The sequence below is a fragment of the Litorisediminicola beolgyonensis genome, from assembly GCF_042679605.1.
GTDB classification, from domain to species: domain Bacteria; phylum Pseudomonadota; class Alphaproteobacteria; order Rhodobacterales; family Rhodobacteraceae; genus Litorisediminicola; species Litorisediminicola beolgyonensis.
In genome coordinates this window covers 14,711-28,990 of record NZ_JBHTMU010000009.1, presented here as the reverse complement: position 1 = coordinate 28,990, position 14,280 = coordinate 14,711, and the positions used below count along the sequence as shown (strand labels likewise).

The 14,280-nt window shown below is 67.1% G+C and carries 14 protein-coding genes; 7 read left to right on the top strand and 7 right to left on the bottom strand.

Annotated features, from left to right (window positions below):
• From ACFQ4E_RS07060 to ACFQ4E_RS07030, 7 genes are read left to right on the top strand one after another with little or no spacing between them, the layout of a single operon-like run.
• Positions 1 to 849, top strand: a complete 849-nt coding sequence (locus ACFQ4E_RS07060) for a carbohydrate ABC transporter permease (protein WP_386802239.1) — start codon at positions 1 to 3, stop codon at positions 847 to 849.
• Complete coding sequence (locus tag ACFQ4E_RS07055; RefSeq protein WP_386802238.1) at positions 846 to 2,930, top strand: alpha-galactosidase; 2,085 nt, start codon at positions 846 to 848, stop codon at positions 2,928 to 2,930. Before ACFQ4E_RS07060 ends, ACFQ4E_RS07055 begins: the two co-directional genes overlap by 4 nt.
• Entirely contained in the window at positions 2,927 to 4,642 is a 1,716-nt protein-coding gene (locus tag ACFQ4E_RS07050; protein ID WP_386802237.1) for an IlvD/Edd family dehydratase, read from the top strand. The genes ACFQ4E_RS07055 and ACFQ4E_RS07050 overlap by 4 nt, the downstream gene beginning before the upstream one ends.
• Positions 4,642 to 5,412, top strand: a complete 771-nt coding sequence (locus tag ACFQ4E_RS07045) for an SDR family NAD(P)-dependent oxidoreductase (RefSeq protein ID WP_386802236.1) — start codon at positions 4,642 to 4,644, stop codon at positions 5,410 to 5,412. The genes ACFQ4E_RS07050 and ACFQ4E_RS07045 overlap by 1 nt, the downstream gene beginning before the upstream one ends.
• Positions 5,412 to 6,323, top strand: a complete 912-nt coding sequence (locus ACFQ4E_RS07040) for a 2-dehydro-3-deoxygalactonokinase (RefSeq protein ID WP_386802235.1) — start codon at positions 5,412 to 5,414, stop codon at positions 6,321 to 6,323. Before ACFQ4E_RS07045 ends, ACFQ4E_RS07040 begins: the two co-directional genes overlap by 1 nt.
• Positions 6,320 to 6,928, top strand: a complete 609-nt coding sequence (locus ACFQ4E_RS07035) for a 2-dehydro-3-deoxy-6-phosphogalactonate aldolase (RefSeq protein WP_386802234.1) — start codon at positions 6,320 to 6,322, stop codon at positions 6,926 to 6,928. The genes ACFQ4E_RS07040 and ACFQ4E_RS07035 overlap by 4 nt, the downstream gene beginning before the upstream one ends.
• Positions 6,925 to 8,823 (top strand): beta-galactosidase, encoded by a 1,899-nt coding sequence (locus ACFQ4E_RS07030; protein WP_386802233.1) that lies wholly within the window; start codon positions 6,925 to 6,927, stop codon positions 8,821 to 8,823. Before ACFQ4E_RS07035 ends, ACFQ4E_RS07030 begins: the two co-directional genes overlap by 4 nt.
• Here the strand turns inward: ACFQ4E_RS07030 and hemA are convergent, their stop codons facing one another.
• From hemA to puhA, 7 genes are all read right to left on the bottom strand, one after another.
• Complete coding sequence (hemA, locus tag ACFQ4E_RS07025) at positions 8,824 to 10,038, bottom strand: 5-aminolevulinate synthase (protein WP_386802232.1); 1,215 nt, start codon at positions 10,036 to 10,038, stop codon at positions 8,824 to 8,826. It lies immediately after the preceding gene.
• Positions 10,028 to 10,831 carry a putative photosynthetic complex assembly protein PuhE gene (gene puhE / locus ACFQ4E_RS07020; RefSeq protein ID WP_386802231.1) on the bottom strand — a complete coding sequence of 268 codons (804 nt, stop codon included), beginning with the start codon at positions 10,829 to 10,831 and terminating at the stop codon, positions 10,028 to 10,030. Before puhE ends, hemA begins: the two co-directional genes overlap by 11 nt.
• Before the next feature lie 73 nt (positions 10,832 to 10,904).
• The gene (acsF, locus tag ACFQ4E_RS07015; protein ID WP_386802230.1) at positions 10,905 to 12,029 is read right to left on the bottom strand and encodes a magnesium-protoporphyrin IX monomethyl ester (oxidative) cyclase; all 1,125 of its coding nucleotides are present in this window, start codon (positions 12,027 to 12,029) and stop codon (positions 10,905 to 10,907) included.
• Positions 12,026 to 12,322, bottom strand: coding sequence for a hypothetical protein (locus tag ACFQ4E_RS07010; protein WP_386802229.1), 297 nt, complete (start codon positions 12,320 to 12,322; stop codon positions 12,026 to 12,028). The genes acsF and ACFQ4E_RS07010 overlap by 4 nt, the downstream gene beginning before the upstream one ends.
• Positions 12,323 to 12,337: 15 nt before the next feature.
• Positions 12,338 to 12,799 carry a photosynthetic complex assembly protein PuhC gene (gene puhC, locus ACFQ4E_RS07005; protein ID WP_386802228.1) on the bottom strand — a complete coding sequence of 154 codons (462 nt, stop codon included), beginning with the start codon at positions 12,797 to 12,799 and terminating at the stop codon, positions 12,338 to 12,340.
• Between the two features lie 5 nt (positions 12,800 to 12,804).
• The gene (puhB, locus tag ACFQ4E_RS07000; RefSeq protein WP_386802227.1) at positions 12,805 to 13,440 is read right to left on the bottom strand and encodes a photosynthetic complex putative assembly protein PuhB; all 636 of its coding nucleotides are present in this window, start codon (positions 13,438 to 13,440) and stop codon (positions 12,805 to 12,807) included.
• A 46-nt stretch (positions 13,441 to 13,486) separates the two neighbouring features.
• A complete protein-coding gene (gene puhA / locus ACFQ4E_RS06995; RefSeq protein ID WP_386802226.1) occupies positions 13,487 to 14,260 on the bottom strand; it encodes a photosynthetic reaction center subunit H in 774 nt (257 codons plus the stop codon).
• Positions 14,261 to 14,280: the final 20 nt, after the last annotated feature.

Genomic DNA, 14,280 nt, shown 5'->3' with positions numbered 1-14,280 from the left:
ATGTATCCCAGACCCATCCAGCAGGCACCGCGCGGCGCGCAGATCGCCTATCAGTCGATGATCCCGGTGGCGCTGATCCTGTGGCTCCTGCCGCTGATCGCGGTGGCGATCTTCTCCATCAAGCCCGACGGCGATTTCACCACCGGCAATTACTGGGGCTGGCCGTCGCAGTTCGAGGGCGGGGCCAACTACTCCAAGGTCTTCTTCGAAAGCGACATGCCGCGCTACCTCTGGAACTCGGTCCTGATCACGGTGCCGACGGTGATCGGAGCGGTGGCCTTGTCCTGCATGACGGGCTTCGCGCTGGGCGTCTACAAGTTCCGCGGCAACCTGTGGATCTTCTTCATGTTCGTCGCGGGCAATTTCGTGCCCTTCCAGATCCTCATGGTGCCGGTGCGCGACCTGACGCTCGATCTCGGTCTCTACAACACCAAGATGGGGCTCGTGCTCTTCCACATCGCGTTCCAGACCGGGTTCTGCACGCTCTTCATGCGAAACTTCATCCGCGGCCTGCCCTTTGAGTTGATCGAGGCCGCGCGGGTCGAGGGCGTCGCCGAATGGCGCATCTTCGTCTTCGTCGTCCTGCCGCTGATGAAGCCCGCGATCGCGGCGCTCTCGGTGCTGATCTTCACCTTCATCTGGAACGACTATTTCTGGGCGGTCGTGCTGACCCAGGGCGCCGAAAGCCAGCCGGTCACCGCGGGCATCACCAGCTTCAACGCGCAGTATCGCGCCGCCTATCACCTGATGAGCGCGGGCAGCATCGTCGCGGCCCTGCCGCCGGTGGCGATGTTCTTCCTGATGCAGCGCCACTTCATCGCCGGGCTGACGCTGGGCGCCGTGAAATGATCGACACCTATCGTCTCGACGATACGAGGCAGACGCTCATCCTCGCCAGCCGGGGCGGGCGTCTGCCCGAGGTGATCTACTGGGGGCCGCCGGTTGCCTCCGGGCTCGAGGCCGAGATCGCCCGCGCCTCTTTGCGCGACGTGACCGGAGGTATGCTCGACCAGCACCCCGATCTCTCGATCTGCCCGGAAGAGAGCCAGAGCTTCCCCGGCCAGCCGGGCCTCATGGCGCGGTCCCTTGGCGGCGCGCCGCTGCGGCCTGCCTTCCGTCTGATCGAGGCCCGCTGCGACGGCACGCGGCTGGAGATTGCCGCGCGGGACGAGGCCCTCGGTCTGAGCTACTCGGCCGAGCTGGCGCTTGATCCGGACACCGGCATGCTGACCGCGCGCGCGGCGCTCGGTGCGGACGCGCCGATCCTCGTAGACTGGCTGGCCGCACCGGTGCTTCCGGCCTCGGACGCCTGTGCCGAGATGATCGATTTCGCCGGCCGCTGGTGCGGCGAGATGCGCCCGGTCACAACACCCTGGTCCGCCGGTATCCGCCTGCGCGAAAGCCGCACCGGGCGGACCGGGCACGAGCATCTGCCGCTTCTCTACCTGCCCGAACGCGGCACGACCAACACCGGCGGCACCGCCACCGCGCTGCATTACGGCTGGTCCGGCGGACACCGCATGGTGGCCGAAGAGCTTCCCGATGGCCGACGCCAGGTCCAGTTCGGCAACGCCATGGGGTCCGAGACCGCGCCCGGCACCCGGTTCGAGACCGCGACGCTCTATGCCTGCCGCTCCGAGACCGGCCTCAACGGCTGCGCCGCGACCTTCCAGCGCCACCTCCGCGACCGCATCATCACCTGGCCCAAGCCGGACGCGCCGCGCCCGGTGCATTACAACTGCTGGGAAGCGATCTATTTCGATCATTCGCTGCCCGCGCTGAAAGAGATCGCCACCCGCGCCGCCGCGCTCGGGGCCGAGCGTTTCGTGCTCGACGACGGCTGGTTCGGCACCCGCGACGATGATCGGCAGGCGCTGGGCGACTGGGTTGTCGATGCGCGCAAATATCCCGACGGGCTGGGTCCGCTGATCGACCATGTCCATGCCGAGGGCATGAGCTTCGGGATCTGGTTCGAGCCGGAGATGGTAAACCCCGAGAGCGACACCTTCCGCGCCCATCCCGACTGGGCGCTGGGCCCTGCCGAGCAGACGCTCGGACGGCAGCAGATGGTGCTCGACCTGTCGAACCCCGAGGTCACGGACTACCTTTACGACCGGATCGCCGCGGTCCTCTCGGCGCATGAGATCGACTACATCAAGTGGGATCACAACCGGGTCCTGCCCGCGCCCGACGCCGCGCAGACGCGCGGCATCTATGCGCTGCTCGCACGGCTCCGGGCCGATTTTCCGCAAGTCGAGATCGAGAGCTGCGCCTCGGGCGGCGGCCGGATCGATTTCGGCATCCTCGAACAGTGCCAGCGCGTCTGGCTCTCGGACAGCAACGACGCGCTCGAGCGCATCCGCATCCAGCACGATGCCGCGCTGCTCCTGCCGCTCGTTGTCACCGGCAGCCATGTTGGTCCGCGAACCTGCCACAGCTCGGGACGCGTCCTGCCGATGATCACCCGCGCCTGGACCGCCGCCCAGCGCCACATTGGCTTCGAGATGGACCCCCGCGAACTGACCGAGGACGAGGCCGCGACCCTGACCGAGGTCACCGCCTGGTGGAAAGCCAATCGCGACTGGCGCGCCCGCGCCGACATCCTGCGCCTCGACAGCGCCGATCCGTCCGTGACCGCCGAAGAGCAGCTTGCCGAGGACGGGTCCCGCTTCGTCGTCTTCGCCGCAAGGACAGCCACCAGCGACCAGATCTCTCCGCGTCCGCTGCGCCTGACCGGGCTTGATCCCGACGCGCGCTACCGCATCCGGCGGCTCGACACGACCGACACGCCGCCGGGTCTCAGCCGCGGCGAGGTTGCGCTCGCACAAGGCCCGCTTGAACTCGACGGCGCCTATCTCATGGCCCAGGGCGTCACCCTGCCCTGGAGCTTCCCCGACAGACTTCACGTCCTCGAAGGAGAACGTCTATGACCAAGGAACGCCGCAGCCGCGGCTGGTACGGCAAGCTCGACAAGGACGGCTTCATCCACCGCTCCTGGATGAAGAACCAGGGCTTCCCGGACCACGCCTTCGACGGCCGCGCGATCATCGGTATCTGCAACACCTGGTCCGAGCTGACCCCCTGCAATGCCGGTCTTCGCGATCTGGCCGAGGCGGTGAAGCGCGGCGTCTGGGAGGCAGGCGGCTTTCCGGTCGAGTTCCCGGTGACGAGCCTCGGCGAGACGCAGATGAAGCCGACCGCCATGCTCTTCCGCAATCTCCTCGCGATGGATGTCGAGGAATGCATCCGCGCCTACGGCATGGATGGTGTCGTCCTCCTGGGCGGCTGCGACAAGACCACGCCGGGGCAGCTGATGGGCGCGGCCTCGGTCGACCTTCCCGCCATCGTCGTGTCCTCGGGCCCGATGCTGAACGGCAAGTGGAAGGGCGACGATATCGGCTCCGGCACCGATGTCTGGAAGTTCTCCGAGGCGGTGCGCGCGGGCGACATGTCCCTGCAGGACTTCATGGCCGCCGAGTCGGGCATGTCGCGCTCGGTCGGTGTCTGCATGACGATGGGCACCGCCTCGACCATGGCGTCGCTGACCGAGGCGATGGGCCTGTCGCTGCCCACCAATGCCGCGCTTCCCGCGGTCGATGCCCGGCGCAAGGCGCTCGCGCATCTGACCGGCAAGCGTATCGTCGAGATGGTGGACGAGGATCTGAAACCCTCGGACATCCTGACGAAAGAGGCCTTCCTGAACGCCATCCGCGCCAATGCGGCGGTGGGTGGGTCGACCAACGCGGTGGTGCATCTTCTGGCCATCGCGGGCCGGGTCGGCGTCGAGCTGACGCTCGACGATTTCGAGAAGGGCTCCGAGATCCCGCTTCTGGCCAACTGCATGCCCTCGGGCAAATACCTGATGGAGGATTTCTGCTACGCGGGCGGGATGCCGGTGGTGCTGCGCGAGCTTGCCGAACATGGCGCGCTGTCACCTGCGACCACGGTGCTCGGCAAGGACATCTCGGCCTATGCCGAGGGTGCCGAATGCTACAATCGCGACGTGATCCACGCCTGGGACGCGCCGGTGAAACCGGCGGCGGGCCTCCGGGTGCTGCGCGGCAACCTCGCCCCGAACGGCGCGATCGTGAAGCCCTCTGCCGCCACCGACCGACTTCTGGAACACGAGGGCGAGGCCTTCGTCTTCGAGACTATCGAGGACCTCAAAGCCCGGATCGACGACGAGGATCTGCCGGTCACCGCCGACACCATCCTCGTGCTCAAGGGCTGCGGTCCCAAGGGCTATCCGGGCATGCCCGAGGTCGGGAACATGCCGATCCCGCGCAAGCTGGTGCGCGAGGGGGTGCGCGACATGATCCGCGTCTCGGACGCCCGCATGTCCGGCACCGCCTTCGGCACCGTCATCCTGCATGTCTCGCCCGAGGCGCAGGCCGGTGGCCCGCTCGCGCTGGTCAGGACCGGCGACCGCATCCGCGTCTCGGCCAGCGCAGGCGCGCTCGAGCTTCTGGTGTCCGAGGACGAGCTCGAAAAACGCCGCGCCGACTGGCAGCCCGAGCCTCCGCGCTACGAGCGCGGCTACGCGAAGCTTTATGTCGATCATGTCCTGCAAGCCGACCGCGGCGCCGATCTCGACTTCCTGGTCGGCAAGGATACACGACCCGTGACGAGGGAGAGCCACTGATGTCCGCAACCGCCATCTATCCCGATCTCGACGGCGCGTCCGTCTTCATCACCGGCGGCGGCTCGGGGATCGGCGCCGACCTGACCGAAGGCTTCCTGCGCCAGGGGGCGAAGGTCGCCTTTGTCGGACGCTCGGACGCCTCGGATTTCGTCGACAGGATGGAGACCGAGACCGGAAACCGCCCGCTCTTCATCCAATGCGACATCACCGACATCCCGGCGCTTCAATCCGCGATCAACCAAGCAACTGAAGCACACGGACCGATCACCGTGCTCGTCAACAACGCCGCCAACGACAAGCGCCATTCGACGCTCGAGGTCGACGAGGCGTTCTGGGATTGGTCCCAGTCGATTAACGTCAAGGCCTATTTCTTCGCCTGCCAGGCCGTGATCCCGGGCATGAAAGAGGCTGGTGGCGGGTCCATCGTGAATTTCAGTTCGATCAGCTACATGATGGGCAACGCTGGATACCCTGCGTATACAACGGCGAATTCCGGCATCAACGGCATGACCCGGAGCCTCGCGCGTGAGTTCGGCCCGGACCGCATCCGAGTCAACGCGCTGGCACCCGGCTGGGTGCTCACGCAGAAACAGCTCGACCTCTGGGCCGATCCGGACTCGCTTGCGGCGCATCTCGACCGCCAGTGCCTCAAGGATCATCTGAAGCCCGTCGATATCGTCGAGCCGACCCTGTTCCTGGCATCCAAAGCGAGCCGCATGATGACTGGGCAGGCCATGGTGGTCGATGGCGGCGTGGTGGTGACGGGCTGATGCAGACACCGGATTGGATCGCCGTCGATTGGGGGACATCGAACCTCAGGGTCTGGCTGATGCGCGAGGACGGGACGCCGATCGCGGCGCGGACCGGCGATCGCGGGATGAATAGCCTGACCCGCGACGGGTTCGAGCCGGCGCTCCTGGAGCTTGTCTCCGACGATCTGCCCTCCACGGGGCCGGTGCCCGTCATCGTCTGCGGCATGGCCGGGTCGCGCCAGGGCTGGGCCGAAGCGCCCTATCGCGCCGTGCCCTGCCCGCCCCCGGGCCTGGCCGAGGCGACGGCGGTTCAGACCGCCGATCCGCGCCTCTCGGTCCGCATTCTGCCCGGCATCAAGCAGGACAAACCCGCCGATGTCATGCGCGGCGAGGAAACCCAGATCGCGGGTGCCTTGCAGCTGCGCCCGGGCTTCGACGGGGTGATCTGCCTGCCCGGCACCCACACGAAATGGGCGCATGTCAGCGCCGGTGAAGTCGTGAGCTTCCGCACCTTCATGACCGGCGAGATCTTCGCGCTTCTCGCCAAGAGCTCCGTCCTGCGCCACTCGGTCGATACCGACGGATGGGACGACGCCGCCTTTGCCGACGCGGTCTCGGATGGCATGTCGCGCTCGACGCCCCTGAGCGCCGATCTCTTCTCGCTGCGCGCCGAGGCGCTCCTGCACGACCTGTCGCCCGCCCGCGCGCATGCGCGGCTCTCGGGGCTTCTGATCGGGCTCGAACTCGCTGGCGCCCGGCCCTACTGGCTCGGTCAGGAGATCGCGATCTGCGGGTCCGGCGGCCTGTCGCGCGCTTACGCCGCGGCCCTCAAGGCCCAAGGCGCAGAGACCCACATCCTCGATGCCGAGGAAACCACGCTGGCTGGCCTCACCGCCGCCTATCGCTCGCAGAAGGAGCCGTCCACATGAGCCGCCCGATCATCGCGATCCTCCGGGGCGTGACACCCGACGAGGCCGTGCCGATCTGCACCGCGCTGATCGAGAACGGCATCACCCGGATCGAAGTGCCGCTCAACTCGCCGGACCCGTTCGATAGCATCGCCGCGATGATCGAGGCGCATGGGCAAGACGCGCAGATCGGCGCGGGCACCGTCCTCGACACCGACTCGGTCGCGCGGCTCGCCGGGATCGGCGCGCGGCTCGTAGTCTCGCCTGACTGCAATCCTTCGGTCATCGCGGCGACGAAATCGGCGGGGCTTCTTTCGTATCCCGGGGTGATGACCGCGACCGAGTGCTTCACCGCGCTCCGGCACGGTGCCGACGGGCTCAAGTTCTTTCCCGCCTTCAAGCTCGGTCTCGACGGGTTCCAGGCGCTCTCGGCGGTACTGACGCCCGACGCCGAGACCTATGCCGTGGGCGGCGTCGGGCCCGAGGATTTCGCGGCATGGCGGCAGGCCGGGATCTCGGGCTTCGGGATCGGCAGCGGCATCTTCAAGCCGGGTTTCAGCGTCGAGGATGTCGCCGCCCGGGCCCGCGCGCTGGTCGAGGCCTGGGACGCGACGGAGCGGTCATGAAGCGCACTCTCGGCACCTGCTACTACCCCGAACACTGGCCGCGCGACATCTGGGAGGAAGACGCCGCCCGCATGGTCGCCTCGGGCCTGACATGGGTCCGGATCGGCGAGTTCGCGTGGAAGCGGATCGAGCCTGAGCCGGATGTCTTCGACTGGGGCTGGCTCGACGACGCGATCGAGGTGCTGGGTGCAGCGGGCCTCAAGATCATCCTCGGCACGCCCACCGCGACCCCGCCGCGCTGGATGCTCGACCGGCATCCCGACATGCTCGCCGTGGACGCGCAGGGCCATCCCCGCAAGTTTGGCTCCCGGCGGCACTACTGCTTTTCGCATGACGGCTACCGCCAGGACTGCCGCCGCATCGTCACCCATCTCGCCGACCGCTACGGGCGCAACCCGCATATCGCCGCCTGGCAGACCGACAACGAATACGGCTGCCACGACACGATCCTGAGCTGGTCCGACGCCGCGCGCCGCGCTTTCCGCGACTGGCTCGCCCAGCGCTACCAGTCGACCGAGGCGCTCAACCGGGCCTGGGGCAATGTCTTTTGGTCGATGGAGTATGACAGTTTCGACGAGATCGACCTGCCGAACCTGACCGTGACCGAGCCGAACCCGGCCCATGTCCAGGCCTTCCGGCGCTTCTCCTCGGATCAGGTCGTCCGCTTCAACCGCGTCCAGACCGAGATCCTGCGCGCCCGCACCGACGCGCCGCTTCTGCACAATTACATGGGGCGCGAGACCGGCTTCGATCATTTCGACGTCGGCGCCGATTTCGATATCGCCACGTGGGACAGCTATCCGCTGGGGTTTCTCGAGGATCGCGTCGGCGCGACACCCGAACGCCAGCGCCGCTACGCGCGGCAGGGCGACCCAGATTTCCAGGCCTTCCACCACGATCTTTACCGCGCCGTCGGGCATGGCCGCTGGTGGGTGATCGAACAGCAGCCCGGCCCGGTGAACTGGGCGCCCTACAACCCCTCGCCCCTGCCCGGAATGGTGCGCCTCTGGACCTGGGAGGCCTTCGCCCACGGCGCCGAGGCGGTGTGCTATTTCCGCTGGCGGCAGGCCCCGTTTGCGCAGGAACAGCTCCATTCCGGCCTTCTCCGCCCCGACAGCGAAGCCGCACCGGGTCTGGCCGAGGCCCGCCAAGTGGCCGACGAATTGCTCGACGCGCCCGAGGTCGCGCCTCTTCAGGCCACCGTCGCGCTGGTCTTCGACTATGACGCGCTCTGGTCGTGGGAGGTCCAGCCGCAGGGGCGCGGCCTCAGCGGGTTCGACCTGCTTCTCGACACCTATCGCGGATTGCGGCGTCTGGGGATCTCGGTCGATATCCTTCCGCCCTCGGCGGATTTCGACGGCTATCGCGCCATCCTCGCGCCGGGTCTCGTCCGGATGTCGGACGCGCTGAAAGAGCGGCTGGCCTCATTAGGCGCGGCGCTTCTTCTCGGTCCCCGAAGCGCGGCGCGCGATGCCGATTTCACCATTCCCGTGCCCCTGCCCCCGGCCCTGCCCGGGCTCGACGTCACCGTATCGCGGCTCGAAACCCTGCGGCCGGACATGCCGGTGCCGCTCACGGGTGGCGGGCATGCGAAACACTGGCTCGAAGAGCTGGAGGGAACGGCAGAGACGGTTCTCGCCACGGAGACCGGCGCACCGGTCGCGATGCGCCGTGGCGCGACGACCTATCTGGGCGCGTGGCTCGACGAGGCCGCGATGATCCGGTTCGTCGCCGATTGGCTGGCCGAGGCCGGCGTGGAGACGATGACGCTGCCGGAGGACATCCGCATCCGCGACACGGCGACCGAGCGCTTCTGGTTCAACCACGGCCCAGAGACGGTCGAGACCGAGGTCGGCCCGCTTCCACCCGCGGGCGTTCTGCGCCAGCCGCTCTGATCAGGCGACCGCGTGGGCGATGGCGCAGCGCTTCCAGAGTGTTGCGAGGGCCTGCACGAGATACTCGATATCGCGGTCCGAATGCAGCGGTCCGGGGGTGAAGCGCAGCCGCTCGGTGCCCTTCGGCACGGTCGGATAATTAATCGGCTGCACGTAGATCCCGAAATCCTGCATCAGGATGTCGGCCAGCTGGCGGCACTTCACCGGGTCCTTGATCATCACCGGGATGATGTGACTTGCGTTCGGCAGATGCGGGATTCCCAGCTCATCGAGCCGCGCACGGAGCTTTTCGACCTGCTCGCGCTGGCGCATCCGCTCGGTGGCGCTTTCCTTCAGATGCGCAATCGACATCCGCGCCGCCGCGGCGACTGCCGGGGGCAGCGCCGTGGTGAAGATGAAGCCGCTGGCGAAGGAGCGGATGAAATCGCAAAGCGCCGCGGAGCCGGTGATGTAGCCACCGACGACGCCGTAAGCCTTGCCGAGCGTGCCTTCGATCAGCGTGATCCGGTCGGCCAGGCCCAGCTCTTCGCTGACACCGCCGCCGCGCGGGCCATACATGCCGACCGCGTGCACCTCGTCGAGATAGGTCATCGCGCCGTGCCTCTCGGCGACCTCGACGATCTCCTGCATCGGGCAGATGTCGCCATCCATCGAATAGACCGACTCGAAGGCGACGATCTTGGTGGCGTTGCTCGGCAGGGCCGAAAGCTTGCGGTCGAGATCCTCGGGGTCGTTGTGCTTCCAGATCACCTTGTCGGCGCGGGAATGGCGGATGCCCTCGATCATCGAGGCATGGTTCTTCTCGTCCGACAGGATCACCGCATCCGGCAGCCGCGCGCCGAGCGTCGACAGCGCCGCCCAGTTCGAGACATAGCCGCTGGTGAAGAGAAGCGCGCCCTCCTTGCCGTGCAGATCGGCCAGCTCGGCCTCAAGGAGAGCGTGCTGATGGGTGTTGCCGGAGATGTTGCGCGTCCCGCCCGCGCCGCAGCCGTGCTTCTCGACCGCATCGGTCATCGCGGCGACGACCTTGGGGTGTTGGCCCATGCCGAGATAATCGTTCGAGCACCAGACCGTGACCTCGTCGGGGGCATCCTCGTCATGGCTCCGGGCGCGCGGGAAAGCGCCGGCGCGGCGTTCAAGCTCGGCGAAGATGCGGTAATTGCCCTCCTCGCGCAATGCGTCGAGCTGGTCGGTGAACAGCGCGTCAAAGTCCATGGGAATCCTCCGTCGTCTCTTGTCTTGGGCCCGGCGCGGGCAGCATCCAGCGCCAGAGTTTCTCGTCCGGGAGCGGCAGCACCAGGAACCAATGCTCCAGAAGTGCCAGCGCGGTGATCGCCGCGAGCAGCGCGAACTCGAGCTCGCGCATCGGATCGCTCGCCCCCCAGAGCCGCTCGAGCCAGCAGGCCATCGCGAAACTTAGGGCCGTCACCGAGATCGGGAACAGCCAGTTGAGCGGCGCCTGCCGGAAATGGCTGGGAAGATGGGCGAGCGCCCTGGGCAGGAACTCGGTCTGAAATTTCGGCACGCCGAGAAACAGGTTCACCTGCGCCGAAACGCGCGCGAAGAAGAGGACCGCGAAGGTCCAGAAGGCCAGCTGGTTGGCCGCGCCCTGCGCGTGCAGCCCAAGCGCGATCAGCATCGCGGCAAGCGCCATCTCGTGATAGGCGATGGTCCCCCACGCGCGCAGGAAGCGCTCCCATTCCGGGCGGTTCGGCGGGCAGATGCGGGTGTTGGGGCCTGTCATGACGCCGGTCAGGAAGGCCAGCTCGATCCAGCCCCAGAGTGCCAGGGCCGAGAGGAACCCCAGATAGATCGCCACTGGTCCCTGCATCGTCGCGGAGGCGAGAACGCCCCAGGCGCCGAAGGCCAGAAGCGGCGTCGCCGCGAGCGCGGCAAAGGCGCCGCGCCCCTCCCTGTCCGCCCAGCGGACAAGCGCGAGGATCGCGCCGGTGGAGAACCACCAGGCGAAGAGCGCCACGAGCGCTCCGATCCAGGGATCGCTCAGCATCTCCACCGGACCGGATTTTGAACCGAAATCCGCGCGATTTCCGGTCCGGAAATCGGCACCTGGCGGCGCCGGCTCAATAGACCGGCTCCAGCCGGGTGCTCTCGGGCACGCGGTGCTTGACCGACGGGATCGTGTAGAGCGCCGCGAAACAGCCCGCCGCCTTGAGCGAGTTGATCGCTTGGCGCCAGCGCCCGGCGAGCCCGCCATCGCGCTTGCCCTCGGCGATCGCGACATTGGCCCGCTGCAGCGCCTCGAGCGTCCGCTGCCAGCGCGGATGCTCGATATCGAGCGTGATCGGGAAAATCTGCTCGGAGAGCTTCGAGGTCTTGGTGAACACCTCGTGCGCATACCAGTCCGGGTCCACGCCCAGCGCCTTGTGAAAGGCTGGACGCTGATGATCGCGCACATACATGGTCGCGTAGACCGCCGTCAGGAAGAACTTGATCCAGAACACGTTGACCCCCGAGGTCAGCTTGGGATCGGTTTTCATCAGGAGCGCGAAGGCCTCGCCGTGGCGGAACTCGTCGCCGCACCATTCCTCGAACCATTTGAAGATCGGGTGGAAGCGGTGCTCGGGATGGGCCTGCAGGTGGCGGAAGATCGTGATGTAGCGCGCGTAGCCGATCTTCTCGGAGAGATAGGTCGCGTAGTAGATGAATTTCGGCCGGAAATAGGTGTATTTCTTCTTCTGCGTCAGGAAGCCCAGGTTCACCGCCACGCCCGCTTCGCGCAGCGCATCGTTGATGAACCCAGCATGGCGCGCCTCGTCGCGGGCCATGAGCTGAAAGAGCTGGACGATATCGCCGTTCTTGCCGCGCCGCTTCATCTCCTTGTAGAGAACGCAGCCCGAGAACTCGGCAGTGCAGGACGAGATCAGGAAGTCGATGAACTCCTTCTTCAGCTCCGGCTCCATCCCGTCCCAGTCGACGCGATCCCAGTCCTCGTTCTTCTTGAAATGGCCCTTGTTCGGGTCGGCCTCCATCTCCGAGATCAGGCCGTCCCAGTCGCGCCGGACGCCGCTGACGTCGATGGCATCGAGCTCGTCGAAATCGGTGGTGTAGAAGCGCGGGGTCAGGAGCGTGTTCTGCATCGCGACCTCGGTCGCGGCGGCGCTGTCGAATTTCGACTGCTCCTCCTGGATCGCCAGACCTTCCTCGACGGTGGTCGCATCGGCGCTGTGCTTCGGCATCATGTTCATAGCGTGACCTCCTCGGAGAAGGAGAACTCGCAGAGCTCCATCACCTCGAGATCACCGGTCCAGCGGGTCCAGAACCGCTCCAGCGCCGAGGCGCGCAGGATGGTGGCCTGCCGTGCCTCGCGCACGATCTCGCCGAAAGGCGCCATGATCTCGGGGCCCTCGACGGTGACTTCATCACCGGGATGGACCACGGCGCCATTGTCGAAGCGCACATGCGCGTGAAGGCTTTCGAAGCAATGGCTCACCTCGACAGTGCAGGGCACCGTTTCACGTCGTCTCGTCAGTAGTCCCATGGTCTTCCCTCCATGTTACGGCAGCAGCCTGGCGAAGGTCGCCGCATTGTCGGCGCCGAACCCCATGAGGTCCGCGCGCCATCCGGTGCTGGGATCGGTGATCGCCAGCCGTCCGTTTTCGGTCCTGATCAGCCGGATCGGGCCATCGATGGCCACCCGTGCCTTGGTCCGCTCGCGCACCAGCACCCGCTCGATCCCGGCGATGAAGCCGCCTTCCTGCGGGCCCAGATCGGCGATCACCGTGCCGGTCGCATCGAGCACCCGGGCAGCACCCGACAGATCGCCCGACAGGAACAGCACGCGCTCGGACACCACCGCGCTCTCGGGCGGCGTCGCCTCGAGCGGGCGGCCGCTCCAGACCGCGAAACCGGTGATCGCGAGCGACAGAAGGATCATCGCGAAGACGAGCCGGACCATGACCACGGGGACAAGCTCGTCTCCCGAGGTGCGGATGCGGGGGGCGGCGGTGCGCGACATCGCCCTTACTCCGCCGCCATCGCGGCGGCGGGTGCGCGCCGCGAGATGACCGGCGTCGAGACCTGCGCCTCGGCGGCTTCGGCGAGGATCCGGGCGACACGCTCGGCCTCGGGGATGCAGCGCAGCGCCGGCTGGATCGGGTTCAGCTTCCAGGGCCGGACATGCGGCCAGCAGACAAGATAGCTCAGACGGGTGTCGCCCATCGTCGAGAAGGCGATCGTTCCGGTGCCGTCCTTGCGCAGCGCCAGGTCGGCCTTGGCGAGCTGCGCGAAGGGGATGTTCAACGTCACCGTCAGCGCGGCACCGATCCGCATCGCCACCCGGCGGTTGGTGATCGTGTAGACGGTGCAGCGCGACTGGATGAACCCCACGAGACCCAGAAGGCCCAGCACCACCCCGCTCAGAAGCAGGAACGGCACCGCCGAGCCCAGGGCCTGACCGAAGGGCATCACGTCGACGACCGTGCCGAAGCGCCAGAGCGCGAGAAGGGCGAAATATCCCGCGATCCACGGCAGGCTCAGCGCCTCTTTCGAGAGCGCCCAGGCATCGGGTCGCCCCTGCCAGAGAATGCGCTCTCCCTCGGGCGGCGCCTCGGGGAGGCCCCGCACCGGTTCTACGGCGAAATCGTCGTGATGCTGCATCGGTCTTCCCCCCTCTGCGGTCTCGTCTTCAGCTGTCCCGGCAGGCTCAGAGCTGCGGGTTCAGCCGGGCTTCCGTGGCATAGAGCGTCCCACCGCCATAGAAGGCCGAGATCTTCTCTTCCTCGAGTTTGGTGACCTGCCGTGAACTGGCCGTCATCGGAACGCCTTCGAACTGGTCGGCGAAGAGCGATTTGACGATCACCTTGCCGAACCAGATGCGCGCGAAGCCCATCGGCACGAGCCGGGTGCCCGCGCCAAGCGTGCCGTCGAGCTCGATCTGCAGGTAGCGCACCAGCTGTTCGGGCTTGTCGATCCACATGTCGGTGACCATACCGACGGTCTTGCCATCGCCCGAGACCACCGGCAGCCCGCGCGGATCGAAGCCCGCGGAGACGTGGAACTCTTCCTCCGATTCCATCGGCACGATCTTCGGCGAACCATGGCCGTCGAACTCGGCCTCGTCGGCCCGCGGACACCAGGAGCCCGGGCCGACACCCGCGGCCAGCGCATCGCCCGTGGGGTCCCAGGGGAACCCGCCGCTCTCGAACGCGCGCGCCAGGGGCAGATCGGTGCGGTCGGGGTTCTGGCCCGAGGGCACGCTCTTCTCGCCACGGCCATGCGGCAGGATGAAGGTCTTGTCGTCCGGCACCGGGAAGACGCCACCGGCATCGGCCTGGCTGCCGTCATCGTCGACCAGCGGATATCCCTCGCGCTGGTTTTCGCGCTGCAGGTAGATGACCAGCCCGACGAAGAAGAAGAAGAAGATCCAGAGCGCGAGGCTCGCGAGGTCGGTGTTTCCGAGGATGTAGTCTTCAGTCATGGCGTGCTCCTCCTAGGGTC

What these genes read in the sequence shown, in the direction of transcription:
- hemA (WP_386802232.1), bottom strand. Translation starts at nt 10,038, where the DNA reads ATGGACTTTGACGCGCTGTTCACCGACCAGCTCGACGCATTGCGCGAG.
- puhB (WP_386802227.1), bottom strand. Translation starts at nt 13,440, where the DNA reads ATGCAGCATCACGACGATTTCGCCGTAGAACCGGTGCGGGGCCTCCCC.
- puhC (WP_386802228.1), bottom strand. Translation starts at nt 12,799, where the DNA reads ATGTCGCGCACCGCCGCCCCCCGCATCCGCACCTCGGGAGACGAGCTT.
- ACFQ4E_RS07030 (WP_386802233.1), top strand. Translation starts at nt 6,925, where the DNA reads ATGAAGCGCACTCTCGGCACCTGCTACTACCCCGAACACTGGCCGCGC.
- ACFQ4E_RS07040 (WP_386802235.1), top strand. Translation starts at nt 5,412, where the DNA reads ATGCAGACACCGGATTGGATCGCCGTCGATTGGGGGACATCGAACCTC.
- acsF (WP_386802230.1), bottom strand. Translation starts at nt 12,029, where the DNA reads ATGAACATGATGCCGAAGCACAGCGCCGATGCGACCACCGTCGAGGAA.
- ACFQ4E_RS07055 (WP_386802238.1), top strand. Translation starts at nt 846, where the DNA reads ATGATCGACACCTATCGTCTCGACGATACGAGGCAGACGCTCATCCTC.
- ACFQ4E_RS07010 (WP_386802229.1), bottom strand. Translation starts at nt 12,322, where the DNA reads ATGGGACTACTGACGAGACGACGTGAAACGGTGCCCTGCACTGTCGAG.
- puhE (WP_386802231.1), bottom strand. Translation starts at nt 10,831, where the DNA reads ATGCTGAGCGATCCCTGGATCGGAGCGCTCGTGGCGCTCTTCGCCTGG.
- ACFQ4E_RS07050 (WP_386802237.1), top strand. Translation starts at nt 2,927, where the DNA reads ATGACCAAGGAACGCCGCAGCCGCGGCTGGTACGGCAAGCTCGACAAG.
- puhA (WP_386802226.1), bottom strand. Translation starts at nt 14,260, where the DNA reads ATGACTGAAGACTACATCCTCGGAAACACCGACCTCGCGAGCCTCGCG.
- ACFQ4E_RS07035 (WP_386802234.1), top strand. Translation starts at nt 6,320, where the DNA reads ATGAGCCGCCCGATCATCGCGATCCTCCGGGGCGTGACACCCGACGAG.
- ACFQ4E_RS07060 (WP_386802239.1), top strand. Translation starts at nt 1, where the DNA reads ATGTATCCCAGACCCATCCAGCAGGCACCGCGCGGCGCGCAGATCGCC.
- ACFQ4E_RS07045 (WP_386802236.1), top strand. Translation starts at nt 4,642, where the DNA reads ATGTCCGCAACCGCCATCTATCCCGATCTCGACGGCGCGTCCGTCTTC.